Genomic DNA, 25,515 nt, shown 5'->3' with positions numbered 1-25,515 from the left:
AAAAGTTTGTTACTAACCTAGAATATATTTATAAGGTAATGTACATTGCGTATATTGCCTTGAATAATCAAGAACTTCTATTTCTGACTCTAAGTTTAGCGGTGCTAAACGAAAAATTTTCCTTTCACATTCTATCTTTGTTGCATCAAGCTTAGATAAACATTCATCCACGCTTATATGTTGAAAGCTTAAGGTTTCTTCGTTTTTGTAACATAAGTGATGTGCATAGTTTTGCATTGTGTGTTTAAAATCGAACATATCGACTGGATAAGCCGATATCATATCCGTTACGACTGTAACACCATCATATGCCTTATTAGAAAAAACATACTTGTTTACTGAGAAACCCGCAATAATAAGAACTACAGAGCTAAAAAATAACTTCAAAACAAACCCCTACTGCATTTTATTTTATTTTATTAATGTAACATAATAACTACATTAAGTAAGGGTTTTAGCACTATATTGCTGCTTTTTGTTAAACTAACCTATAGATTTATTAACATCATTCAACACTTTAACTGGATTATCCGATTGTGTAATCGGACGTCCAATAACTAAATAATCACTGCCCGCGTCTATAGCTTGTTTGGGTGTCATAATTCGTTTTTGATCGCCCGCATCACTGCCTTCTGGTCGAATACCTGGTGTTATAAGCTTAAAACTTTTCCCTAATTGTGCTTTAAGTATTTCAGCCTCCTGTGCTGAACATACAACTCCGTCGAGCCCAGCTTCTTTTGCTAGTTTAGCTAAATAGAGAACTTGTTCTTGAGGTGTTTTTTCGACACCTAAACGTTTTAATTCTTTTTCATCCATACTTGTTAAAACAGTCACTGCAATAAGTAATGGTGCTTCGTCGCCGAATTCTTCTAGGGCTAACTTAGCTTTATTCATCATCTCAAAACCGCCACTAGCGTGTACATTTACCATCCATACACCCATTTTAGCTGCTGCAGTAACAGCTTTAGCTACCGTGTTTGGAATATCATGAAATTTTAAATCTAAGAAGACATCAAAGCCTAAATCAATTAATTCTTTAACAAAAGCTGGACCGAAATAGGTAAACATTTCTTTGCCTACTTTAAGTCGGCATGTGTCTGGAGAGAGTTGCTTAACAAAGCGTAAAGCTGTTTGTTGATCGTCGTAATCTAAAGCAATAAGAATTTTTTTTGAGTGTTCGAAAGACATAACTATCCTAATGAATGGCAGTAAAGTTATTAATATGGGGTTATTAAAATCCGTCTAAGCCTCTGCTTGGAACAATGGTTTCCCAATGTTTACAAGATGGGCAATTCCAATAAATGGTGTAACTAGTAAAACCACAATGCTGACATTGAAAGTCAGGCTTGGTCGCAATATACGATGTAACTAAATGATCTATTTGATCGAGAACTTCTTTGTTATTTTTATTTTGATCACCCATTAACTGCAATAAAAAACTGAATCCTCTTATAGTAGGTTGGCGTTTTAAACTGTCGGTTAAAAATTCAAAAGCTTGTTTTGTGTGACCCTGTTCAAGCAATGCTTGGCAATGTTTTATTTTTATTAACACACCACCTTTTTCTAACAAGTCACTTAATAAATCATGAAATTGATGCGTCAAATTTAATTGTTTATAGCTATGCGAAAGTTCATCAATAAATAACGGAGCAAATAAAGTAAATTGGCAAACTAATTCTCGCCAATAATAAATTGCTTTAACGTAATCTTCTTTTGTATAAGCAACTAAGCCCAACTCATAAAGCGGACGAATAGCTTTATAGTTTAAGCTAATCGCTTTTCTCATGAGGGGCGGATCATTATCGCTAATAGCTGACTCACAGTAAAAATTGGCAATTGCTTTAAACTGTTGTTCTTTAGAGAATAATTCGCTATGGGCTTCAAACATATTGATGCCTTTTTCCCAGTCACGAGTTTGCGAATACAATGTAATAATAGGATCAAGTGCTTCAACATGCCCTGCTTTTACCAACCAAACTAAATGCTCTTCTGCGCTATCAAGTAAGCCCGCCATAATATAATCTTCGGCAAGTTCTAAACGGCTTGTTGCGGCTTGTTGCTCATTTAAGCTTGGATGTTTTAAAAGGAGTTCATGGATTTTTATTGCGCGATCTAGTTCACCTCGACGGCGGAACATAGTGGCAAGTGTAGAATAATGCTCAACAGAATCAGCTGAGACTTCAAGTAAATTAATTAAATGCTCTAAACCTTGATCTTCTTCTCTATCAAGTAAAAACTTTAAGCCTTTACTATACTCAGAAGTGATCTGACGGTTAAGCTGATGAGCTTGGTTTTTAGCACTGTTTTTACCCATAATCCAGCCATAACCAGCTGCTATAGGTAATAGTAAAAACAAAAGCTCAATCATAGTTAGGTGTCTTTATTAGCAGCAAGCTTTTTTTTGTCTTTTTCTGGCGCTAATTGCTTTTTTAAGCGGTAATTTTGCCATTTTAGTTGCGAGAACAATTTAAAGCTAATAAAACATCCAATTACAACACCTAACAAAAAGCAAATACTTATTATTACAGCTAAAGGTAAAGTATTACTGGCAATAATATAATTTATTTGTACTAATTGCGGATTTTGAGAACCCAATACAAATGCGCTAATAAGGCATAGCGCAACCAGAATAATTTTTAATACCTTAAACAAGTAACTACTCCAATAAGTTAGTTAACTAGGCAATACTTTCGTTTACGCGGTCACGTAATTCTTTGCCTGGTTTAAAATGAGGTACATGCTTTCCGTCAAGCTCAACTGTATCGCCAGTCTTAGGATTACGACCTGTGCGAGGAGCGCGGAAATGCAAAGAGAAACTACCAAAACCTCTGATCTCAATACGATCTGAAGTAGATAATGAGCCGGCCATTTGTTCAAGAATTTCTTTTACTGCATCCTCAACATCTTTCACTGGAACGTGTGAGTGTTGTTCCGCAAGTGTTTCTATCAGTTCTGACTTAGTCATAGCGTTTCCTTAAAAAGAGATATAGGAAGGGCAAAAAATGCCCTTCCAACTAAAAACTAATTATATATTAGTCTTTTTGTGCATTTGCGAAAGCAGCTGCCATTGCGTTTTCAAACACTGGCTCTTCTTTCTTAAGCTTCTCTATTACTTCTTTCTCTTCTGCTTCGAAAAGAGCTTTAACAGATAGGCTTAAAGTGCGGTTTTTGCGATCAACGCCAACATATTTAACTTCGATTTCGTCGCCAACAGAAACAACAGTAGTTGCATCTTCAACGCGCTCTTGAGCGATATCAGCTACACGGATGTAACCTTCAACGCCTTCGATAAGTTCAACAGTTGCGCCTTTAGCATCAACTTCAGTCACTTTCCCCTTAACAATAGCACCTTTTTTGTTTGCATCAAGGTAGTTATTGAATGGGTCAGCTTCGATTTGCTTAACACCTAGAGAGATACGTTCGCGCTCTGGGTCAACTTGCAATACGATAGCAGTGATTTCGTCGCCTTTCTTGAATTCACGTACAGCTTCTTCGCCAGGTGTATTCCAAGAAATGTCTGAAAGGTGTACAAGACCATCAATTCCACCGTCAAGACCGATAAAGATACCGAAGTCAGTGATTGATTTGATCTTACCAGTAACTTGATCGCCTTTGTTCTGTAGACGAGCAAATTCCTGCCAAGGATTAGCAATACATTGCTTAAGACCAAGAGAAATACGACGACGTTCTTCGTCAATCTCAAGAACCATAACTTCAACAGTGTCGCCTAAGCTAACAACTTTTGAAGGATGGATGTTCTTGTTAGTCCAATCCATTTCAGAAACGTGTACTAAACCTTCAACGCCTTCTTCGATTTCCACGAAACAGCCGTAATCTGTAAGATTAGTAACACGACCAGAAAGTTTAGAACCTTCTGGGTAACGACCAGCGATAGCTGCCCATGGATCTTCACCAAGCTGTTTAAGGCCTAGAGATACACGAGTTTTATCTTTGTCGAATTTAAGAACTTTAACTGCGATTTCGTCACCAACATTAACGATCTCTGAAGGGTGCTTAACACGCTTCCAAGCCATATCTGTAATGTGTAGTAGACCATCAACACCACCAAGGTCAACGAATGCACCGTAGTCAGTAAGGTTCTTAACGATACCTTTAACTTCTTGACCTTCAACAAGGTTAGCAAGAAGCTCTTCACGTTCTTGTGAGTTTTCAGATTCGATAACTGCACGACGTGAAACAACAACGTTGTTACGTTTTTGATCAAGCTTAATTACTTTAAATTCAAGCTCTTTGCCTTCAAGGTGAGTTGTGTCACGTACTGGACGAACATCAACAAGTGAACCAGGTAGGAAAGCACGGATTGAATCAACTTCAACTGTGAAACCGCCTTTAACTTTACCGTTGATAACACCAGTAACAGTTTCTTGCTCTTCACATGCTTTCTCAAGACGGATCCACGCTTCGTGACGCTTCGCTTTCTCACGAGAAAGGATAGTTTCACCGAAACCGTCTTCAATTGCATCTAGTGCAACATCTACTTCGTCGCCAACAGCAACTTCAAGTTCACCAGCAGCATTTTTGAACTGCTCAGCAGGGATAGCACTTTCTGATTTAAGACCAGCATCTACAAGTACAATGTTATTCTCGATTGAGATTACTGTACCTTTAACGATAGAGCCTTGCTCTGCTTCAAAACCCTTTAAGCTTTCTTCAAATAACTGCGCAAAATTTTCTGACATACGAATATACGTCTCATCTATTAATACCAATAAGCAACCATGCTGCATGGGGTTGTTAAAATAGCACTGGCATCCTGCTGGCGCATAAAATGTGTTTTAGCTTCGTTTAGGAAGCTTACCTTCAGAGATAGCAATATCTAATAAAGTTATAACTTTATCAAATACTTGCTCTGCATTAAGCTCGCTAGTATCAAGCTCAATAGCATCCTCTGCAGGCACAAGCGGCGCAACGACACGATTCATATCGCGCTCATCACGAGCTTGAATGTCCTGTAATAGACCACTTAGTGTAACATCAAGACCGCGAGCATTCAACTCAACAAATCGCCTACGAGCACGTTCTTCTGCACTTGCGGTTAAATATATTTTTAATGGCGCATCTTTAAAAACCACAGTGCCCATATCTCTACCATCAGCAACCAACCCGTTTTCTGTACGAAACGCACGCTGACGACGTAATAGCGCTTCTCGAACGCGAGGCAATGCTGCTACTTTTGACGCTGCAGCACCTACTTCTTCATTACGAATAGTAGTACTTACATCCTCGCCTTCTAAAATAACTTTTCCTGCATTAGTTTGGCTATCCACCAAAAACTGCACATCTAAATTTGCAGCAAGTGGCACAAGTGCCTCTTCATTGTCTAATGCTATTTGATGATGGAGTGCTGCAAGGGATAAAACGCGGTAAATTGCACCACTATCCAATACATCCCATCCTAATTTCTCGGCTAACAAGCGACAAACAGTTCCTTTACCTGAACCACTTGGGCCATCAACGGTGATCACTGGCATTAATAACGCCTGCATTTAAACCTCCTGCGATGCACACTTAAATAAACCGCGATATTATACGTCAGTTATTAAAATAGATCTGCTATTAGCATGTAACTTTTATAAATACTTATAAATAGTCTATTCACTAACCGATGCTAAAACATTGAAAAACGTAGGAAATGTTTTATAAGTACATTTCGGATCATTAATCGTTATTGGCTTACCGCCTACGGCAACCATGGCAAAACACATGGCTATACGGTGATCATCGTAGGTATCAATTGCAACATCATTGAAGTGTTTAGGAGGTGTGATTTCAATAAAATCATGTCCTTCTACTACCTCAGCACCTACTTTTCTAAGCTCAGTAGCCATTGCGTACAACCGATCTGTTTCTTTTACGCGCCAATTATAAATATTTCTAATCGCGGTTGGACCTTTAGCAAATAGAGCAACCGTTGCAAGTGTCATGGCTGCATCTGGAATTGCATTAGCATCGATATCAACACCATTTAATTCTCCTTTACGGACAACTAGACGCTCATCATACCAATCTATTTTTGCACCAACCTGCTCCATTACTTTAGCAAAACCTATATCACCCTGAACTGATTTTGCCCCTACACCTTTAATCTCAATTTCACCACCCGCTATCGCAGCGGCTGCAACAAAGTAAGAAGCAGAAGACGCATCGCCCTCAACCATAATACGATCTAGTGATTGATACTGTTGACCACCTTTGACATTAAAAGTTGCATAATTACTGTGCTCAACGTTAACGCCAAAACGTGCCATTACATCAAGGGTTATATCAATATAAGGTTTAGAAACCAAAGTGCCTTTAATGGTTATATTTGTATCGCCACTAAACAAAGGTGCAGCCATTAGTAATGCGGTTAAAAATTGGCTTGAAATACTGCCATCTATTTCAACTGAGCCGCCCTTAATTTGTCCACCCACGATTTTAAGTGGTGGGTAGTCTTTATGTTTAGTATAGGTAACATCACCACCAAGCGATTGAAGAGCATCAACTAAATGCCCTATTGGACGTTCTTCCATACGAGGTTCGCCAATTAACTCATACTCACCAGCAACAGCGGCAAGTACAGCGGTTAAAGGTCGGTAAGCGGTTCCTGCGTTTCCTAAAAACAATGGCTCACTAGGTGTTTTAAATACACCGCCAACACCCTCAACAGTCGCTACAGTGCGTTCGTCATTTAGCGTAACATTAACACCCAATAACTTTAATGCGCCCAGCATATGGCGAATATCGTCGCTATCAAGTAAGTTTTCTACAACAGTGGTGCCATTAGCAAGTGCTGCTAATAACAAAATTCGGTTCGATAAGCTTTTCGAACCAGGTAATGTCACACTGCCATTTACACGAGAAATTGGTTCTAGACGTAATTGTTCCATTAGCTGTTTTCCTTTGCAAAGGCAGCCATAAAATCAACTAATGCTTGAACGCCTTCAAGTGGCATTGCGTTGTAAATACTAGCGCGCATGCCTCCTACAATTCTGTGTCCTTCAAGTGCAAGTAAACCTGCTTCATTTGATTGAGCAACAAATTTGCTATTCAAGCTTTCATCGTTCAACCAAAATGGAACATTCATACGTGAGCGGCAATGCTTAGCTACTATATTTGAGTAAAAATCAGAGTTATCAATAAAATCATAAAGTAATTCAGCCTTGGCAATATTTTGTACTTCCATGGCTTTTACACCACCATTGCTTTCAAGCCATGAAAATACTTCAGCTGCTAAATACCATGCAAAAGTAGGTGGCGTATTAAACATACTGCCCTGCTTTGCTTCAAGTGCGTAATCTAAAATGCCAGGCTTAGGCAAGCCTTCGCGTTCAAGTAATGTTTTGCGCACAATAACAATTGAAATACCCGACGGACCAATATTTTTTTGTGCTCCAGCATAGATTAAATCAAATTTATTAACGTCTATTTCGCGAGATAAAATAGTTGAAGACATATCAGCAATAATTGGCGCTGTTGGATGACTCGGTACATCAAAAATCTCTAAGCCATCAACGGTTTCATTGGGGCAATAGTGGATGTACGCTGCATCTTCTGGTAATTCCCAGTCAGCAACTGCTTTAATTGAAAACTCGCCATCGGCATCATTACGCACATCTGTAAAAGATGTTTGAGTAAATTTACTCGCTTCATCTCTTGCGCTTTTAGACCAAACACCATTCTCGCAATAAAAGGCTGTTTTACCTTCTTGGTGTAAATTTAAAGGTACTGCACTAAATTGACCACGACCGCCACCATGCATAAATAACACTTCAAATTCATCACTAATGTTCATTAAGCGGCGTAAACTGGCTTCACATTTGGCTGTTAGTGCTAAAAAGTCTTTGCTGCGATGGCTTATTTCCATCACAGAAACACCTAAATCTTGCCAATCTAAAAATTCTTTTTGTGCTTTTTGCATAACGGCTTGCGGAAGCATAGCGGGTCCCGCACAAAAATTATATTTACTCATTACCTTTGCCTCATTCCAGTAATTCAAAATTAATACGAATTGCATTAAATCAGCGTTCAATCATAGTGACCAATAAACAGCGCTTTAAAAATAAAATTTTATATGTAGTGTTTCTACTTGAAAATTTTTAACGCAGTTAATAGGTTATTTAGCCTAATTAAATGATCATCATTTTAATTCAATTTGTATAAATGCCTGATTGATCTACAAGCAGGCTACATTAGTTTTATTCAATACCATTAAAAAAAGCGGCCTTAGCCGCTTTTTTAATCTCAATTATTCTGAAGGTGGATTATCATCCGCTACTTCTTCAATAACCGTATCAACTGTCTCAACGTCTTCGATATCGATTAAGTCACTTTCAGTAACTTCAATCTCTTCTATACGTTGTAAACCAACTACTTGCTCTTCGTCAATAGTTCTGATCAAAATAACACCTTGCGTGTTACGTCCAACCGTAGAAACTTCATTAACGCGAGTTCGTACTAAGGTACCACGATTAGAAATAATCATTATTTCATCGTTGTCATCAACTTGCACAGCACCAACAACAGCACCGTTACGCTCACTCACCTTAATAGATACAACACCTTGTGTTGCACGGCTCTTAGATGGGTAATCTTCAAGTAGCGTACGCTTACCGTAACCATTTTCGGTTACCGTTAAAATAGCACCATCGGTTTTTGGAACAATTAACGATACAACACGTTGCTGATCTGGCATTTTAATACCACGAACACCGGTTGCTGTACGACCCATTGGACGAACACCTTTAAACTTAATTTCAGGGTTACCGTTCTCGTCTACAACCGCATTACCGTCTTCATCAACAATAGCTGTTTCTTCTGCTTCTTTAAAGCGTACAACTTTACCTGCGTCAGTAAACAACATAATTTCGTTGCTACCATCGGTAATATCAACACCAATCAGGCTATCGCCATCATTTAAGTTAACAGCAATAATACCGCTGGCACGTTGTCGGCTATAGGCCGTTAATGGTGTTTTCTTAACTGTACCAAATGCAGTTGCCATAAAGATGTATTTATCTTCTGCGTACTCACGTACTGGCAATATAGCGGTAATACGTTCATCTGCTTCAAGTGGTAACAAGTTAACAATTGGCTTGCCGCGCGCGGCACGACTCGCAAGAGGTAACTGGTACACTTTAAGCCAATATAAACGACCGGCTGTTGAGAAACACAATATAGTATCGTGGGTATTAGCAACTAATAAACGTTCAATGAAATCTTCATCTTTCATTTTCGTTGCTGATTTACCTTTACCACCACGGCGTTGTGCTTCGTAATCAGATAATGCCTGATACTTAACGTAACCTTCGTGAGAAAGTGTTACAACAACGTCTTCTTCAGTTATTAAATCTTCAAGGCTGATATCGTGAGCCGCTGCATTTATTTCAGTACGACGTTCATCACCATATTGCGCTTTAATTTCAACAAGCTCATCGCGAATAACTTCCATTAAGCGCTCTGGCGTTGCCAAAATATATAAAAGCTCAGCAATTAAATCTAATAACGTTTGGTATTCACTTATAATTTTTTCGTGTTCAAGACCTGTTAGCTTATGTAAGCGTAAATCTAGAATAGCTTGGGCTTGTTGCTCAGAAATAAAGTACTGCCCATCACGAATACCTAAATCGGCAGCAAGCCAATCTGGGCGAGCAACATTATCCTCGCCTGTTTTTTCAAGCATAGATTTAACATTGCCTAATTCCCACGAACGTTCTGTTAAAGCAATTTTAGCTTCTGCAGGTGTAGGTGAGTTACGAATAAGTTCGATAATAGGGTCAATGTTTGCAAGTGCAATCGCTAAACCTTCTAGCATATGTGCACGATCGCGCGCTTTGCGTAAATCAAAAACAGTACGACGAGTTACTACTTCACGACGGTGAATAATAAACTCTTCAAGCATTTCTTTTAGATTAAAACACTTAGGCTGGTTATTAATTAAAGCAACCATATTCATACCAAACACAGTTTGTAACTGAGTTTGTGCATATAAGTTGTTTAATATAACTTCGCCTACGTCACCACGTTTGATCTCGATAACGATACGCATACCGTCTTTATCTGATTCGTCACGAAGTGCACTAATACCTTCAATTTTTTTATCTTTAACTAGCTCCGCAATTTTTTCAATCAAACGTGCTTTGTTAACCTGATAAGGTATTTCGTGAACGATGATAGTTTCACGATGTGTTTTTTCATCTACTTCAATTTCAGCGCGGGCACGCATGTACACTTTACCACGACCCGTTAAATAGGCTTGCTCTATGCCTTTTTTACCGTTGATAATAGCGGCTGTTGGGAAATCAGGACCCGGGATATAATCCATTAACTCTAAAATAGTTAATTCAGGATTTAAAATAAGTGCTAAACACCCATTCACAACTTCAGTTAAGTTATGAGGAGGAATATTTGTAGCCATACCTACCGCAATACCCGATGAACCGTTCACTAGTAAGTTAGGAACTTTCGTTGGTAAAACGTCAGGAATTTGTTCAGTGCCATCGTAGTTAGGAACGAAATCAACCGTTTCTTTTTCAAGATCGGCTAATAATTCATGCGACATTTTTGCCATACGTACTTCTGTATAACGCATTGCTGCTGCTGAATCACCATCAACCGAACCGAAGTTACCTTGACCATCTACTAACATATAACGAAGTGAGAATGGCTGTGCCATACGTACTATAGTGTCGTAAACTGCACTATCGCCGTGTGGATGGTACTTACCGATTACGTCACCGACAACACGTGCCGATTTTTTGTAAGGCTTGTTCCAATCATTACTAAGCTCATTCATTGCAAACAAAACGCGACGGTGAACCGGCTTTAAGCCGTCACGCACGTCTGGTAATGCACGCCCTACAATTACACTCATTGCGTAATCTAAGTAGGAGTTTTTCAACTCGTCTTCAATATTGACCGGCTGAATGCCATGGGCGAGATCAGTCATTGATATCACATTCCTTCAGTATCTGCTCTCAACAACCCGGTATTAGGTATCAAGAGTATTTGTTATTATTGCTAACAACTATGCTATCACAATTAATTTTAATTTACAGGCGCAAAACTTTGCGATTTATCAATTTTGCCCTATATAATGGCCCCAGATTGACGAGGAAGTATTTTATGACCGAACATCAAAATGTAGATCACGCAGAAATAGCAAAATTTGAAGCCATCGCAGAGCGTTGGTGGGATTTAGATGGAGAATTTAAACCTCTTCACGAAATTAACCCGTTACGTTTAGACTTTATTGCAAATAAAACCCAAGGCTTATTTGATAAAGAAACACTCGATGTAGGCTGTGGCGGCGGTATTTTAAGCCAAAGCATGGCGCGTATGGGCGCAAAGGTAACTGGCATCGATATGGGTCAAGAGCCTTTAAACGTTGCTAAATTACATAGTTTAGAAACAGGCGTAAGTGTAGATTACATAAAAGTACCTGCAGAAGAATTTGCAGCACAGTATCCAGAACGTTATGACGTAATAACATGTATGGAAATGCTAGAGCACGTACCCGACCCAGCTTCTATAATCCATTCAGTAGCAGCACTTGCAAAACCAGGTGCCGATGTATTTTTTTCAACTTTAAATAAAACACCTAAAGCGTACTTGTTTGCCATTGTTGGTGCTGAAAAACTTTTAAAAATGGTACCTGAAGGCACACATGACCATAAAAAGTTTATAAAACCTGCACAACTTATTGCATGGGCAGAGCAAGCTGGTTTAAAAGTACGTGCAAGCACTGGGCTCTCTTATAACCCATTATCAAAGCAATATACGCTTAATAATGACGTTAGCGTAAATTACATACTTCATTTTGAGAAGTTAGCTTAATGACTAGCTTTCAATCACCCCTTGTTGAGTACGATGCATTTTTATTTGATTTAGACGGCACCCTACTAGACACCGCTGATGATTTAGGCGCCGCTTTAAATAAAGTTCTGCGTGCGCAAAACATAGATGAAGTAACAAGTGATGTATACCGTCCTGCAGCATCTAATGGTGCTGCTGCGCTTTTAGAGGCTGGTTTTAAGGATAAGTGGGTTGAACAACCTCAGACACAGCTAATAAAGCAATTAATTGACGAATACGCTAAAAACATAGCAACACATACAACGTGTTTTACAGGTGTTGAGCCTTTACTTATTGCGCTTGATCAAAAAAAGATCAAATGGGGGATCATGACTAACAAGCCTGGTTTTCTAACTGATCCTCTTGTGGCTGCTATTCCAGCATTAAAAAATGCGCAAGTTATTATAAGTGGTGACACGCTAAAAGAGGCTAAACCTTCCCCTCTTCCTTTACTACATTGTGCAAAGCTAATGGGTATAAAACCAAATCGGTGTTTGTACATTGGTGATGCGCAGCGTGACATTCAAGCAGGTAAAGCAGCGGGTATGCATACCGCTTCTGCTCTTTGGGGGTACGTGCCAAGCCTTAACGAAGTTTTGAGTTGGGAAGCCGATTTTAATTGGCAAAGTCCTATTGACGGTTTTAACCATATATAGTGCCATGTTAATTAATAAACACTATATATTGTGATCTAGTCAGTTTTTAGCCAAAGTTTGTCGATAAAAAACTCAGTTACAATTTATTTTTTTAAAGCGCAAATTTAGCATATGATTAGTTGATTTTTGCAAATTTCAACTTAACCGAATGATCAAAGGTTAATGCTCACTAACACAAATGTGTTATCCCAAAGTTATCCACAAATAGGGGCAATTATGTCCCTTGCAAAACGACTCAGACCACACTATCTTGTGATCTCTAAATTGAACAACACCAGATATTGTGGCCAAATGTTATTCAATAAATTCACTCATTAGGTGAGAATTATAATAAACGAGTATATATCTTGCTATTGCGAGGTATAAATCATTGGCCAAAATACTAAACTCCCTAGGAACACAGGCAAAGCTATGAACCAACAGTTATCTGTAAGCAAACGTGACGGTCGTAAAGAGCCACTTGATCTTGATAAGATCCATCGCGTTATTGAATGGGCCGCCGAAGGTTTAAACAACGTTTCGGTTTCGCAAGTTGAATTAAAGTCACACATTCAATTTTACGATGGTATTCGTACTAAAGACATTCACGAAACCATTATTAAAGCCGCTGCAGATCAGATTTCAAAAGAATCACCAGATTACCAGTACTTATCAGCCCGTTTAGCTGTATTTCACTTACGTAAAAAAGCGTATGGGCAATTTGAGCCACCACGTTTATTTGACCACGTAACAAAAATGGTTGGCGATAAGCGCTACGACGCTCACTTACTTGTTGATTATACAGAACAAGAATTAGACGAGCTTGATGCATACCTTGATCATTCTCGCGATCTTAATTTCAGCTATGCGGCAGTGAAGCAATTAGAAGGTAAATACCTTGTTCAAAACCGTGTATCTGGCGAAATTTATGAAAGTGCACAGTTTTTATACATTTTAGTAGCGGCGAGTTTATTTGCTGACTATCCACGTGAAACACGCGTATCTTACATTAAGCGTTTTTACGATGCCGTATCGTTGTTCAAAATTTCGTTACCTACCCCTATTATGGCGGGCGTACGTACCCCAACACGTCAATTTAGTTCATGTGTATTAATAGAGTGTGGTGATAGCCTTGATTCAATCAATGCAACATCATCTGCGATTGTTAAATACGTTTCACAACGTGCAGGTATAGGTATTAATGCAGGTCGTATTCGTGCGCTAGGTAGCCACATTCGTAACGGTGAAGCGTATCATACTGGTTGTATTCCTTTTTATAAGCACTTTCAAACAGCGGTTAAAAGCTGCTCGCAAGGTGGTGTACGTGGCGGCGCTGCAACATTGTTTTACCCGCTTTGGCATTTAGAAGTAGAAAACCTACTTGTGCTTAAAAATAACCGTGGTGTAGATGACAACCGTGTTCGTCACCTAGATTACGGCGTACAATTTAATAAACTAATGTACTCTCGTTTAATTAAAGACGACTACATTACGTTATTTAGCCCATCAGATGTGCCGGGGCTTTACGATGCATTTTTTGAAGACCAAGCTGAATTTGACGCGCTTTACGTAAAATACGAACAAGACGAGTCTATTCGTAAAAAACGTATTAAAGCCATTGAGCTTTTCTCTATGTTTGCTCAAGAGCGTGCAAGTACAGGTCGTATTTATTTACAAAATGTTGATCACTGTAATACACACAGCCCGTTCATTGCTAAAGTTGCGCCTATTCGCCAATCTAACTTATGTTTAGAAATTGCATTGCCAACTAAGCCACTTAATAACGTAAACGACGAAGAAGGCGAAATTGCCCTTTGTACACTGTCTGCGTTTAACCTAGGTGCAATAGAATCACTAGACGAGCTTGAAGAGCTAGCTGAGCTTGCAGTACGCGCACTTGATAACTTACTCGATTTCCAAGACTACCCTGTACCGGCTGCAAAAAATGCCACTATGGGTCGTCGTACGTTAGGAATAGGTGTAATTAACTACGCATACTACCTAGCTAAAAACGGTAAGCGTTATTCAGATGGCAGCGCAAATGCACTGACTCACAAAACGTTTGAAGCGATTCAGTACTACCTAATGAAAGCATCAAACGAGCTTGCTAAAGAACGTGGTGCATGTCCTAAGTTTAACGAAACAACGTATTCACAGGGCATTATGCCAACAGATACGTACAAACGTGACTTAGATAAAATTTGTGATGAACCACTTCACCTTGATTGGGATACATTACGTGCCAGCATTAAAGAGCACGGCATGCGTAACTCAACATTAAGCGCGTTAATGCCATCAGAAACATCGTCGCAAATCTCTAATGCAACTAATGGTATTGAGCCACCACGTGGTCATATTAGTGTTAAAGCAAGTAAAGACGGTATTTTGAAGCAAGTTGTTCCTGAATATGAACGCTTAAAAAATAACTACGAGTTACTGTGGGACATCCCATCAAACGATGGTTACTTACAGCTTGTGGGCATAATGCAAAAATTTGTTGACCAAACAATATCAGCAAACACAAATTATGATCCAAACAAGTTCGAAGGCGGTAAAGTACCTATGCAAGTCTTATTAAAAGACTTACTTACTGCATACAAACTAGGTGTTAAAACGTTGTACTACCATAACACCCGTGATGGCGCATCAGATTCACAAGAAGATACTCCAGAAGTGGAAGATGATGATTGTGAAGGCGGCGCGTGTAAAATATAGTTATTAATTTTTATTTTAAGCGGGCATTTAGCCCGCTTTTTCTGATAGTTTTTTTGAGTGATAAACATGTCTTATACTACTTTTAGCCGAAACCATAACAACCAAATGCAAGAGCCAATGTTCTTTGGCCAAACAGTTAACGTATCTCGTTACGACCAACAAAAATACCCTATTTTTGAAAAGTTAATTGAGAAACAACTTTCTTTTTTTTGGCGTCCTGAAGAAGTAGACGTAAGTAAAGACCGTTTAGACTTTCAAGCATTACCTGATCATGAAAAGCACATATTTTTAAGCAACTTAAAATACCAAACATTGCTTGATAGTGTACAAGGTCGTTCACCAAACGTTGCCCTACTTCCTATTGTATCGTTACCTGAGCTTGAAACATGGATAGAGACATGGGCATTTAGCGAAACGATTCACAGCCGTTCATACACGCATATTATTCGTAATGTAACGCAAGCCCCTGAGCTTATTTTTGATGACATTGTTAGCAACGACAAAATTAGCGAACGTGCCGATGCCGTAACTAAATACTACGACGACTTAATCAACTCAGTATCGCTTTACAATTTATACGGTGAAGGCAAGCACGAGATTAATGGTAAAACTGTTATCGTAAATTTGTTTGAGCTTAAAAAGAAACTATACCTAGCTATGATGTCGGTAAATATTCTTGAAGCGATTCGCTTTTACGTAAGCTTTGCATGTTCGTTTGCGTTTGCTGAGCGTGAATTGATGGAAGGTAACGCTAAAATCATCAAGCTTATTGCGCGCGATGAGGCACTTCACCTTTCGGGTACTCAGCATATTTTAAACATTATGCAAGACGGTAAAGATGACCCAGAAATGGCGATTGTTGCAGCCCAGTGCCGCGACGAAGCGATTAAAATGTTTGTTGATGCTGCAGAGCAAGAAAAAGAGTGGGCTGAGTATTTATTTAAAGATGGTTCAATGATTGGCTTAAATAAACATATTTTATGTCAGTACGTTGAATACATTACTAATGCACGTATGACTGCTATTGGCTTACCTGCGCAATTTGAAACTAGCAGTAACCCAATTCCATGGATTAACTCATGGTTGGTGTCTGATAACGTGCAAGTAGCGCCTCAAGAAGCAGAAATTAGTTCATACCTTGTTGGTCAAATAGACTCTCAAGTTGATGCCTCACAATTTGGTGACTTTGATTTATAATGAGTGACAGAATCACTGCAAGTGTAACGCTTGCAGAAAACAGCCAGTGTATAGAATTTACCACTGGCTGCCCTTCTGTTTTACAGTGCTTAGAATCCATGAAAATAGACGTTGCGTATCAATGTCGCGAAGGTTATTGCGGCGCCTGCAGGGCAACGTTAGTGTCAGGTAGTGTTGAGTATAACGAAGAGCCACTGGCGTTTGTGCGCGAAGGCGAAATACTCCTGTGCTGCTGCAAGCCTAATGGTGACATAAGCATAAATTTAAAATAATTTATGAACAAAATAAAAAGCCGATAATAAATTATCGGCTTTGTTATTTATAAATCAACGACCCAGGGAGATTGTTGTTTTATCATATTATTTTTCTTTTAAGTAAACGGTTTTCTTTTCTAGATATTGCTCTAAACCAAACTTACCGTCTTCACCGCCAAAACCACTTTGTTTCCAGCCATTATGAAAACCTTGATGCTGCTCACCCATACCACGGTTAATATAAACTTCACCCACTTCTAATTCGTTAATAGCTTTATTAATATCAAAAAAGTTTTGAGTGAATATATAGGCGCTTAAGCCATAAATACTGTCGTTACAGTATTTAATCGCTTGATCCATATCTTTAACTTTTACAATAGGGAGTACTGGGCCAAAAGTTTCTTCGTGTACTGCAATGTTATCTTGCTTAACGTCTACAAGTAACGTTGGTTCGTACCAACAACCACCTTCGAAACCCTCAACAGACGCAACTTTACCACCAGTGGCAATGCTTGCACCTTGCTTAATACTTTGTTGAACAATGTGATCAATGTTGTCTATTTCACGTTGATTACATTTAGGCCCCATTTGTGTATCTGGGTTCATAGGATCCCCAACACGAAGTGCTTTTACTGCTGGTATAAATTTAGCCATAAATGCATCGTACACAGACTCTTGAACATATAAACGCTCAACACAGGTACATACTTGCCCGCAGTTAGCAAAGCGACCCCAAAGCGCACCTTCAACAGCCTCATCAAGGTCGGCATCTGCCATAACAACCATCGGGGCTTTACCGCCAAGTTCAAGCATTACAGGCGTCATATATTCTGCGCTAGTTTTATAAATTTGCTTACCTGCAGCAGTAGAGCCTGTCATGGTGATCATTTTAGTAATTGGGCTTTCACACAATGCTTGGCCAACAACAGAACCTGATCCATTAATAACGTTTAGCACGCCAGCAGGAATCCCCGCTTCGTTTGCTAAACGACCCAGCTCGGTGGTTGCTAAAGGTGTTTCTTGGGTAGGTTTTAATACAATAGAGTTACCTGTAATCAACGCAGGTCCAATTTTACGACCAGCCAATGCCAGCGGAAAATTCCACGCAGTAATACCAACAACTACGCCACGTGGCACTTTATGAATGTATATTTTTTCATCTTCGTTATCTGAAGGTAAAATATCGCCTTCAATAGTAAGTGCATGGTCGCATGCATAGTCAATAAAAGTCGCTGTTACGTCGACTTCCATTTGTGCAACTGATAGCAATTTACCTTGCTCTGCAACAAGCATTGGTGCAAGAATATCTTTATTTTCACGAATTTTATTAGCAAACACGCGCAATATATTTTGACGTGTGCGAGCTGTCAATTTAGCCCACTTTTTCTGGCCTACATTCGCTGACTCAAGTGCATACTGCGCATCTTCTATACAGCCTTTTGGTATTTCACCAATTTTTTTACCCGTAGATGGGCTTAATATTTCAATGGTGCCACTTACTTTAGAAGCGACATATTCACCATTTATAAAATTCACATTATTATGAAAGTTCATTGTACTATCTCCCCATCCATCCGCCATCAACCAATAAAATAGCGCCGTTTACATAACTAGCAGCCTCAGAAGCCAAGAACACTGCGGGCCCTTTAAAGTCTTCAGGATTTCCCCATCGACCTTGTGGAATGCGCGCTAAGATGGCTGCATTACGCTCTTTGTCATTGCGTAATGCTTCAGTGTTATCGGTATCAATGTAACCTGGCGCAATGGCATTTACATTAATGCCTTTGCCAGCCCATTCATTTGAAAGCGCCATAACCAATTGCCCAATAGCACCTTTACTAGCTGCGTAACCTGGTACTGTAATACCACCTTGAAAGGTAAGCAAAGAAGCTGTAAAAATAACTTTACCCTCGCCATGTTCTATCATTTGTTTGCCTATTTCGCGGCTTAAAATAAATTGAGCATTTAAGTTAACTTCAATCACTTTATCCCATAAATCATCACCATGCTCAGCCGCAGGAGCACGTAGGATTGTACCTGCATTATTAACTAAAATATCAATTTTTGAAAAATCACTTTTTACATCATTAATAAAAGAATAAAGCGCATCACGATCACCAAAATCACATTGGTAGGCTTTAAAGTTTCGGCCAAGGGCTTTAACTTCTTTTTCTACTTCTGAGCCTTCAAGCTCTAAGCTTGCAGATACACCAATAATATCAGCGCCAGCCTGCGCTAAACCTAGTGCAATACCTTTACCAATACCGCGCTTACAACCTGTAACTAAGGCTACTTTGCCTTCTAAGCTAAATTTTTCTAGCATCTGATTCATTTTCATACCTTTATAATTTTTATTATTGTGGATTACATTCAACAAGCGCTTTCATGCCTTCTGGATTTCCATCCATACTCGCAAATGCACTACCAATATCAGTTAACGAACTAACCGAACTAATGAAAGGTTTAAGATCTATTTGGCCCGATGAAATTAATTCGATAGCCCAATCAAAATCGGCCGCTTCGTATACACGTGCACCTAATAACTCCAACTCTTTCCAAAAGAATTGAAATAAATCGATTTCAGGTTTAACACTGTGAATGGCCACCATTACTATACGACCCCGACGCCCTGCTATTTCGGTCATAGCCTCTATTGCGGGTTTTACGCCTGATACTTCAAATACAACATCTGCACCTTTTGTTTGTGTCCAACTGTCTACATAGGCAGCTAAATCTTCTTCAATGGGATTAACCGATTTAACACCTAGCTCATCGGCAAAAGCACGGCGGCTTTTGTTAGGCTCAGACACGAGTACTTCTGCACCAACACTTTTAGCAACCGCAGCAACTAATTGCCCAATTGGCCCGCCACCAAGTACAACCACTTTCTCACCCGCTTGTAAGCGCGAGCGTCGTACATCATGGCACGCAACCGATAAAGGCTCTATTAATGCACCTTGCTTTAAATCAACGCCTTCTGGTAATTTATGCAAAGTACGCGCTTTAACTGTCCAGCTTGACTGAAAAGCACCTGGTGTATCTATACCCATAAACTTTAAATTTTGACAAATATGCGTATGCCCCGCATTACACGTAGGACAATCGCCACACCAATCTAATGGGCGTACTACCACGTTTTCCCCTACAGCAAAGCCTTCAACGCCTTCACCTATTTCTGCAACAACACCTGATATTTCATGGCCAATTGTTTGCGGAATAGACACTCGTTGATCCATTACGCCGTGGTATATGTGCATATCTGTACCGCAAATCCCAACGTATCCAACACTCAATCTAATCTCACCCGCTTTAGGTTTAATAGATGTGCCTTCAACAATGTTAAATGACTTGTTACCTATATATTGTGCAGCTTGCATATTTTTATACCTTCAAGAATGTTTAATTAAATAGTAACCAAGTAAAGCATCATCAAAACAATGCCGATACGAGGAATATCAAAGTGAACTATCACACCTTAATATGGTTTATTGTTAACAATTTACACCTAGGTATGTTGTTTGTAAAGCCACTATCAAAATTTAATATAACTTTAGAGCGCAAAAGCCAATACGTTAAAAAGCATTAAGAATAGTTATTAAAATTTACTTGTATGTTTTAATATCAACATATATTGTCAACAATTAACATAGTATAAAGAGGGACAATAATGATTAAAAACAAAAAATCTGCGCTTAGCGTAGTGATTATCAGCGCTCTAAACTTAGCGGGATGCAGTCAAAACATACAAACACACACGCCCAGTAGTAAAACAAATAACAACGTAGTCTTTTCTGACGTATCTGAACAAGCAGGTTTAATAACACAAAAAAATTGGAAGTATGGCGGCCCTACCATTGCAGATATAAACAGTGATGGTCACTATGACCTACTACTAACAAATCACGACACCACTCCTATTCGGTTGTTTATGGCAAATGGCGATAATACATACACACTACAAGATAATATTTTTCCACGAGCAGATCTACACGGTATGTCGGCCGGTGATTACGACAACGATGGCGATCTCGATGTACTTATTGCACTAGGCGGTGGAAATGGCACCACACCTCAACCCCAGCGACTACTTAAGAACAATAATGGTAAATTTGAAGATAAAACTGTTGAAGCTGGCTTATCTAAAATGGGGGCTCGCGGGCGCTCTGTGCGCTGGGTTGATGTAGATGCCGATGGTGATCTTGATTTTATACAAGTAAACGCCGAAAAATTAATTCACGAAAACTCACCACGCAATATCATTTTTGAAAATCTCGGTAATGGAAAGTTTACTTATCACCCATCAGCTACTTTTGAAAATATAAAAGCCGAGCGTGTATTATTAACCGATTACAATAACGATGACATACTCGATATTTTTGCTTTTGATGGATACAACGATTTAACTATTTATCAAGGTAATAACGACTTTACCTTTGCCAATGTTACTAAAGATCTATTAGGTGCAAATAGTGAAGCCTACAAAGGCACGCTCGCAGTTGCACAAGCTGATATAGATAACGACGGCGATATGGACTACTACCTTGCTCGCGGAAAGCTAAGCTACGCTATCGCTAATAACAGTCTATCGTTTAATAAAGGCAGCAAACGGCTAGACCTGCGTGATGAAGGTAATAAAAGCCACGATGGCATAACACTCATTACCGACAACACAAACTCAGGAAGTCTTATACTAAGTGACTTTTATCACTTCCCGCGTGCCAAGCTATTAAGCCAAATGGATGTATACATAGGTGAGAAAAAAGAACTAATAAATACACCTAGTAAAAACACCACCATTAGCCAGAAAAAAGCGCAAGGGTTTCCAACTAAGCTTGATAAAACCGGCTGGTACATTGGGTATTTAGGGAATAATAAATGGCGAGTGGAATGGGTACTTACCGACAACCTTGCATGGGATGTACGCGCATCATTCAAAAATGTAAAAAACTATCAAAGCGATTGGCAACCACAAAATCTCGCCCTTCCTGATGTATTACTACGTAACGATAATGGTAAGCTGGTTGATATTTCATCTAAATTATCAGCATTAACAAACAGTAATAACTGGGGAGTTGTACCCGGCGATTTTAATAACGACACAAAAATAGACTTTATGGTCTATCGCTTTGGCGAACTAAAAGAGCGAGTTGCTGATGTTTTACTCATTAACCAAGGTGATTACAAATTTAAAGCAACAATCACTCACAACGCTGATACCGAACGTGGCTTAGACTCACACGGCGATATGGGAGCCGCATTTGACTTTAACCTAGATGGAAAACTCGACCTACTAAGCGGAGATGAAGATAACGGCCAATGGCATTTATATAAAAATACCACTGAGTTAAGTCACGCCCACTTCACCCTTATTAGAGTTGGATACTCAAAAAGTGGGGTTGATCCGTATGGTGCAAAAGTACAAATTAAAACAGCAACTGCGAACCAATATCAAGTTATTGGCTCACAAAGTGCTACTCACTCGCAAAGCTTACTTAATATTGTGCATTTTGGATTAGCACAAGCTGATACGCTTTCATCAGTTGTAATTACATGGCGAGATGGCAGCCAAAAAACGCTCACTAATGTTAAGGTAGACTCACTAATAAAAGTGGGAGAATTTAAGTAAGTCCTGTTTAATATGTACTAGCTCAGGCTTGATCTGACAGTTACCCATTTTTCTAATGATGACTGTTAGTTTAGATTTGAGCTAAATTATTTTCTGCCCAAACCGTTTTTCCATCCAGTGATGTTTTAAGTGGTGTTCGACCGCAACATACTTTCCCTTGATGAGTCCGATCATTGTTGTAGTAATCCATCCATTCGTCCAGATCTTTTTATAGTTCTTCCTTAAGCGTATAGCTAACAATTGAACGAACACCACTACCTGAAAAAAACACGCCTAATTTACGAAGCTCATTGCTGCTTCTATGATGGCCGTGAGCAGGATAGTCAACTGCATATTTAATGACGGCTTGCTCTGTTTCTTCGTCAACGCGATTCTTTATATTTAGTGTACGGTGGTTCTTTTCGATTAACGCATCAATCCCCCCTCATTAACGAGTTCTTGATAACGATAAAATGTATCTCGTGATACGCCCATGACTTTACAGGCTCTTGATACATTGCCTAGTTCTTCAGCAAGGTTAAGTAAACCGGCTTTGTGTTTTATGGTTGGGTTGTTAGTGTGCAACATGAGAGTTACCTTTTTGTTTGTTTTGATTTAAAGATTCGACACCTTTATCAAAACGGGTAACTCTCACTTTTTCAAGTTGAATTGTCAGATATTGTCTGAACTAATACATATAAGTTAACTTAATATATTTTTGCCTTTATTCTCTTGTTGATGAATAGTTACTGGCCATCCTGGATACTGATTACTTGCTTTACCATCGGCTATATCTATTAAAAACTTATATGCTTCCATTGTGTATGTCAGCTTTTCAGAATCAAATGTAATAAAGCCAAAACCACTCCCTTTCTCATGTGCCTTTACATAACGATTACTGGATTTACCAACCTGTGGATTTCCTACCGCATAGACATAAATCTTATTACCGAAAGTGTCATTATATTCGCCAGTTTCGCCAAGGCCGTGTGCTGGCCGGTTTTGGTAAGGCATGCTCATCGAATCAGGTTTCCACCATCTTGGCCAACCGGCAGAAATAGCTGGCGTACAAAAAGCCCAATTGCTATCTCTTTGCTGGTTTACGCCATATTGCGATAAAGAACCTAAATGGGTATCTCCACAAATATGTAACGCCATAGAGTCACGCATTGCGTCAATTGCACGGTTACGTGCAGATGCAGGCCAACCACTCGAATCAAAATCATATTTCAAGAAGCGATCAGGTAGGGGCTGATGAGTAGAAATAGCAGCAAACACCGTTTGACTTAATACCGCTTTTAATTTATGCCCACGCCAATCATTACCCCACTTTATAAGAAAGTTCTCTTGGCGGTTTCCTAACAGGTCTAAGCCGGGGGGATTGAATATAGGATTATAAAAAAGTGGGTCTTCATCTTGTCCCGTTTCGCCAACCGCAACATTAATACGCTCTGGGCCACTTTTCCATTGTCTGTCGGCAAGAATCGCAAAACCGACACCGCCATATAGCATAGTGCCATAATACGAGCTAATACCATTAGTTGGCGTTGGATCATAAGGATCTGGATTATGGTTGAGAGTGGTTTTATGTATCATATTTATCACGCGTGCAGAATCAATATAACCACCTAATGCACTTGCTGAAGGGTCTTTGGAAATGTTTTCCATCCTTGCACCACCTTCCCCCCACAAATTACCTTGGAGTACATCATGATCATCGGGCAAACAAATTGTCGGTTGATTACGCATTACCTCTTTGAAAGCCAAGCCAAACTGATAGAATTTGCGTAAGTAATTTAAAATCGCTAAATTATCTGGAGTACGAATTACACCAAATCCGCCATGACTTTCATAAATTTGATCACCAGAAAAGAACACCAAATCGGGGTTTAGTTTTTCGACATTTTGAGCAACAGGTTGGTACGGAAAACCATAATCATTTTGACACGTGAGCGCGGCCATTCGTAATTTTTCACTCGCTGGGTTCGCTTTTATAATCCCTGAATATATATCTGGGGTTTGTGTACCATCTGTGTGTTTTTCACGGTATACAACCCGAAAAGGCGTATCGCGTGTTTCATCCCAATTAGCAATACGAAAGGTCGCCAACCAGCCATCATGGTCTATGACTTGCGAATCAATAGCGAGCCACTGATCATCACGCTGTATTTGTAGTTCTATTTGCTGATTATCTTGTTCACCTATAGGCCCTGTGTAAGCACTCAACTTCATCACAAAGCCTTCATCACTCAATGTATCGTTTAACGAATACATAGTCCAAAGTATCGGACCAAACGCTTGTTCATCTATTACTGAAAATGCTTCACCTTGCATGGTCCAATTACTAAATTTATATCGTGCGCCCAACTTGTCTTCAGGTGCATTTTCATATGTGACGGATGGAATCGAAAAGTTACTCACCAACGCCACATTGCCTAATAATTCAGTGGCTGCAGCCAAATGAGTGAGAGTACCTATCACTTTTCCTGACGACGTTAAACTAACCGTTAACTCTAAAGCCATGGCACCTGATTGAGGTGTTCCAGTCAGCGTTAAAGTAACAGCTTGATCCTCTATCGGAATCGATATAGGCACGGTGTTATTGCCTAACACTAAATCGTTGTTTTTAATACCAAGGTCATAACCCTGCTGTACAAAACAATTACTACGGTATTCATTTAATTCACTTTTAGCACCAAGACGAATACCCGCGCCACCATCGTTGCTGTTTTGCTCTAAGCGAGACACTTGCACCGACATTGTAAAAGATTGGTCAAGATGCGCTATTTGGTGAGTGAGTGAATGAACACTACGATTACCACCTCTACTTCTACATTCAGCAGCACCATTAACTACGCGCCAATCCTCCATTGGATTAGCCCAATATTGTTTTCCAAGCCATACTCTATCATACGTTTTATACCAATTATCATGATGAGATTTAGTACCGCGGGTAGTTGTTGAAGCCACTGTCCCAAAACTGCTAGTGCAACCAGAAATTCCTGTAGCAGCAACACCAGCAGCAAGCATTTTGAGGACTGAACGACGAGATATGTTTTTGTTCATAGTTTTAATCTCACAAATCAAATATTGTTAACAGTAAACAAACTATATTTGATTTTTTACTAAAGATCAGCATTTTTTTTTTCTAAAAACGGTTACAAATTGATAAAAGTTAATTGCAAGTATTATCAGAGATGTTTACCTAGACACTAAATATTTTAGCTAGCTTGTTATAAAAAGGTATTATTGCAGA

General features: G+C 39.3%; 20 protein-coding genes and 1 pseudogene. 6 read left to right on the top strand and 15 right to left on the bottom strand.

Annotated features, from left to right (window positions below; genetic code table 11):
• Positions 1–12: 12 nt before the first annotated feature.
• The 10 genes from GQR56_RS10005 to gyrA form a co-directional block, all read right to left on the bottom strand.
• Positions 13–387 (bottom strand): hypothetical protein, encoded by a 375-nt coding sequence (locus tag GQR56_RS10005; protein WP_024612798.1) that lies wholly within the window; start codon positions 385–387, stop codon positions 13–15.
• A gap of 96 nt (positions 388–483) precedes the next feature.
• A complete protein-coding gene (pyrF, locus tag GQR56_RS10000; protein WP_024612799.1) occupies positions 484–1,188 on the bottom strand; it encodes an orotidine-5'-phosphate decarboxylase in 705 nt (234 codons plus the stop codon).
• A 43-nt stretch (positions 1,189–1,231) separates the two neighbouring features.
• Entirely contained in the window at positions 1,232–2,368 is a 1,137-nt protein-coding gene (lapB, locus tag GQR56_RS09995; protein ID WP_166110916.1) for a lipopolysaccharide assembly protein LapB, read from the bottom strand.
• Positions 2,369–2,370: 2 nt separating this feature from the next.
• Positions 2,371–2,652, bottom strand: a complete 282-nt coding sequence (locus GQR56_RS09990) for a LapA family protein (protein ID WP_024612800.1) — start codon at positions 2,650–2,652, stop codon at positions 2,371–2,373.
• Positions 2,653–2,677: 25 nt separating this feature from the next.
• Positions 2,678–2,965 (bottom strand): integration host factor subunit beta, encoded by a 288-nt coding sequence (ihfB, locus tag GQR56_RS09985; RefSeq protein WP_024612801.1) that lies wholly within the window; start codon positions 2,963–2,965, stop codon positions 2,678–2,680.
• 67 nt (positions 2,966–3,032) lie between these two features.
• Positions 3,033–4,700 carry a 30S ribosomal protein S1 gene (rpsA, locus tag GQR56_RS09980; protein WP_008171719.1) on the bottom strand — a complete coding sequence of 556 codons (1,668 nt, stop codon included), beginning with the start codon at positions 4,698–4,700 and terminating at the stop codon, positions 3,033–3,035.
• Positions 4,701–4,796: 96 nt separating this feature from the next.
• The gene (gene cmk / locus GQR56_RS09975) at positions 4,797–5,507 is read right to left on the bottom strand and encodes a (d)CMP kinase (RefSeq protein WP_166110913.1); all 711 of its coding nucleotides are present in this window, start codon (positions 5,505–5,507) and stop codon (positions 4,797–4,799) included.
• 105 nt (positions 5,508–5,612) lie between these two features.
• Complete coding sequence (aroA, locus tag GQR56_RS09970; protein WP_166110910.1) at positions 5,613–6,890, bottom strand: 3-phosphoshikimate 1-carboxyvinyltransferase; 1,278 nt, start codon at positions 6,888–6,890, stop codon at positions 5,613–5,615.
• A complete protein-coding gene (gene serC, locus GQR56_RS09965; protein WP_024612804.1) occupies positions 6,890–7,972 on the bottom strand; it encodes a 3-phosphoserine/phosphohydroxythreonine transaminase in 1,083 nt (360 codons plus the stop codon). Before serC ends, aroA begins: the two co-directional genes overlap by 1 nt.
• A 276-nt stretch (positions 7,973–8,248) precedes the next feature.
• Positions 8,249–10,948 carry a DNA topoisomerase (ATP-hydrolyzing) subunit A gene (gyrA, locus tag GQR56_RS09960; protein WP_166110907.1) on the bottom strand — a complete coding sequence of 900 codons (2,700 nt, stop codon included), beginning with the start codon at positions 10,946–10,948 and terminating at the stop codon, positions 8,249–8,251.
• Positions 10,949–11,124: 176 nt separating this feature from the next.
• Between gyrA and ubiG the strand changes: the two genes are divergently transcribed.
• The 5 genes from ubiG (at position 11,125) to yfaE (ending at position 16,672) form a co-directional block, all read left to right on the top strand.
• Complete coding sequence (gene ubiG, locus GQR56_RS09955) at positions 11,125–11,835, top strand: bifunctional 2-polyprenyl-6-hydroxyphenol methylase/3-demethylubiquinol 3-O-methyltransferase UbiG (RefSeq protein WP_166110904.1); 711 nt, start codon at positions 11,125–11,127, stop codon at positions 11,833–11,835.
• Positions 11,835–12,509: an HAD-IA family hydrolase gene (locus tag GQR56_RS09950; RefSeq protein ID WP_166110901.1), complete on the top strand. Its 675-nt coding sequence runs from the start codon at positions 11,835–11,837 to the stop codon at positions 12,507–12,509. Before ubiG ends, GQR56_RS09950 begins: the two co-directional genes overlap by 1 nt.
• Before the next feature lie 411 nt (positions 12,510–12,920).
• A complete protein-coding gene (gene nrdA / locus GQR56_RS09945; RefSeq protein ID WP_024612807.1) occupies positions 12,921–15,203 on the top strand; it encodes a class 1a ribonucleoside-diphosphate reductase subunit alpha in 2,283 nt (760 codons plus the stop codon).
• 66 nt (positions 15,204–15,269) lie between these two features.
• Positions 15,270–16,400 (top strand): class Ia ribonucleoside-diphosphate reductase subunit beta, encoded by a 1,131-nt coding sequence (gene nrdB / locus GQR56_RS09940; RefSeq protein WP_166110898.1) that lies wholly within the window; start codon positions 15,270–15,272, stop codon positions 16,398–16,400.
• Positions 16,400–16,672 (top strand): class I ribonucleotide reductase maintenance protein YfaE, encoded by a 273-nt coding sequence (yfaE, locus tag GQR56_RS09935; RefSeq protein WP_166110895.1) that lies wholly within the window; start codon positions 16,400–16,402, stop codon positions 16,670–16,672. The genes nrdB and yfaE overlap by 1 nt, the downstream gene beginning before the upstream one ends.
• A gap of 87 nt (positions 16,673–16,759) precedes the next feature.
• Here the strand turns inward: yfaE and aldA are convergent, their stop codons facing one another.
• From aldA to GQR56_RS09920, 3 genes are read right to left on the bottom strand one after another with little or no spacing between them, the layout of a single operon-like run.
• Positions 16,760–18,208 (bottom strand): aldehyde dehydrogenase, encoded by a 1,449-nt coding sequence (aldA, locus tag GQR56_RS09930; protein ID WP_166110892.1) that lies wholly within the window; start codon positions 18,206–18,208, stop codon positions 16,760–16,762.
• Positions 18,209–18,212: 4 nt separating this feature from the next.
• Entirely contained in the window at positions 18,213–18,977 is a 765-nt protein-coding gene (locus GQR56_RS09925) for a 2,5-didehydro-3-deoxy-L-galactonate 5-reductase (protein ID WP_033012689.1), read from the bottom strand.
• Between the two features lie 31 nt (positions 18,978–19,008).
• Positions 19,009–20,031: an alcohol dehydrogenase catalytic domain-containing protein gene (locus GQR56_RS09920; RefSeq protein ID WP_166110889.1), complete on the bottom strand. Its 1,023-nt coding sequence runs from the start codon at positions 20,029–20,031 to the stop codon at positions 19,009–19,011.
• A gap of 290 nt (positions 20,032–20,321) precedes the next feature.
• Between GQR56_RS09920 and GQR56_RS09915 the strand changes: the two genes are divergently transcribed.
• Positions 20,322–22,280, top strand: a complete 1,959-nt coding sequence (locus GQR56_RS09915) for a CRTAC1 family protein (protein ID WP_166110886.1) — start codon at positions 20,322–20,324, stop codon at positions 22,278–22,280.
• A gap of 70 nt (positions 22,281–22,350) precedes the next feature.
• On the opposite strand, the pseudogene GQR56_RS09910 reads toward GQR56_RS09915, so the two are convergent.
• Together GQR56_RS09910 and GQR56_RS09905 are read right to left on the bottom strand one after the other, a co-directional pair.
• Positions 22,351–22,847: pseudogene (locus GQR56_RS09910) on the bottom strand (helix-turn-helix domain-containing protein).
• Between the two features lie 114 nt (positions 22,848–22,961).
• The gene (locus tag GQR56_RS09905; protein WP_165727481.1) at positions 22,962–25,325 is read right to left on the bottom strand and encodes an alkaline phosphatase D family protein; all 2,364 of its coding nucleotides are present in this window, start codon (positions 25,323–25,325) and stop codon (positions 22,962–22,964) included.
• Positions 25,326–25,515 lie beyond the last annotated feature (190 nt).

The sequence above is a fragment of the Pseudoalteromonas sp. Z9A5 genome (assembly GCF_011378875.1).
In the GTDB taxonomy this organism is placed as follows: domain Bacteria; phylum Pseudomonadota; class Gammaproteobacteria; order Enterobacterales; family Alteromonadaceae; genus Pseudoalteromonas.
This window is presented reverse-complemented; position numbering and strand designations above follow the sequence as displayed.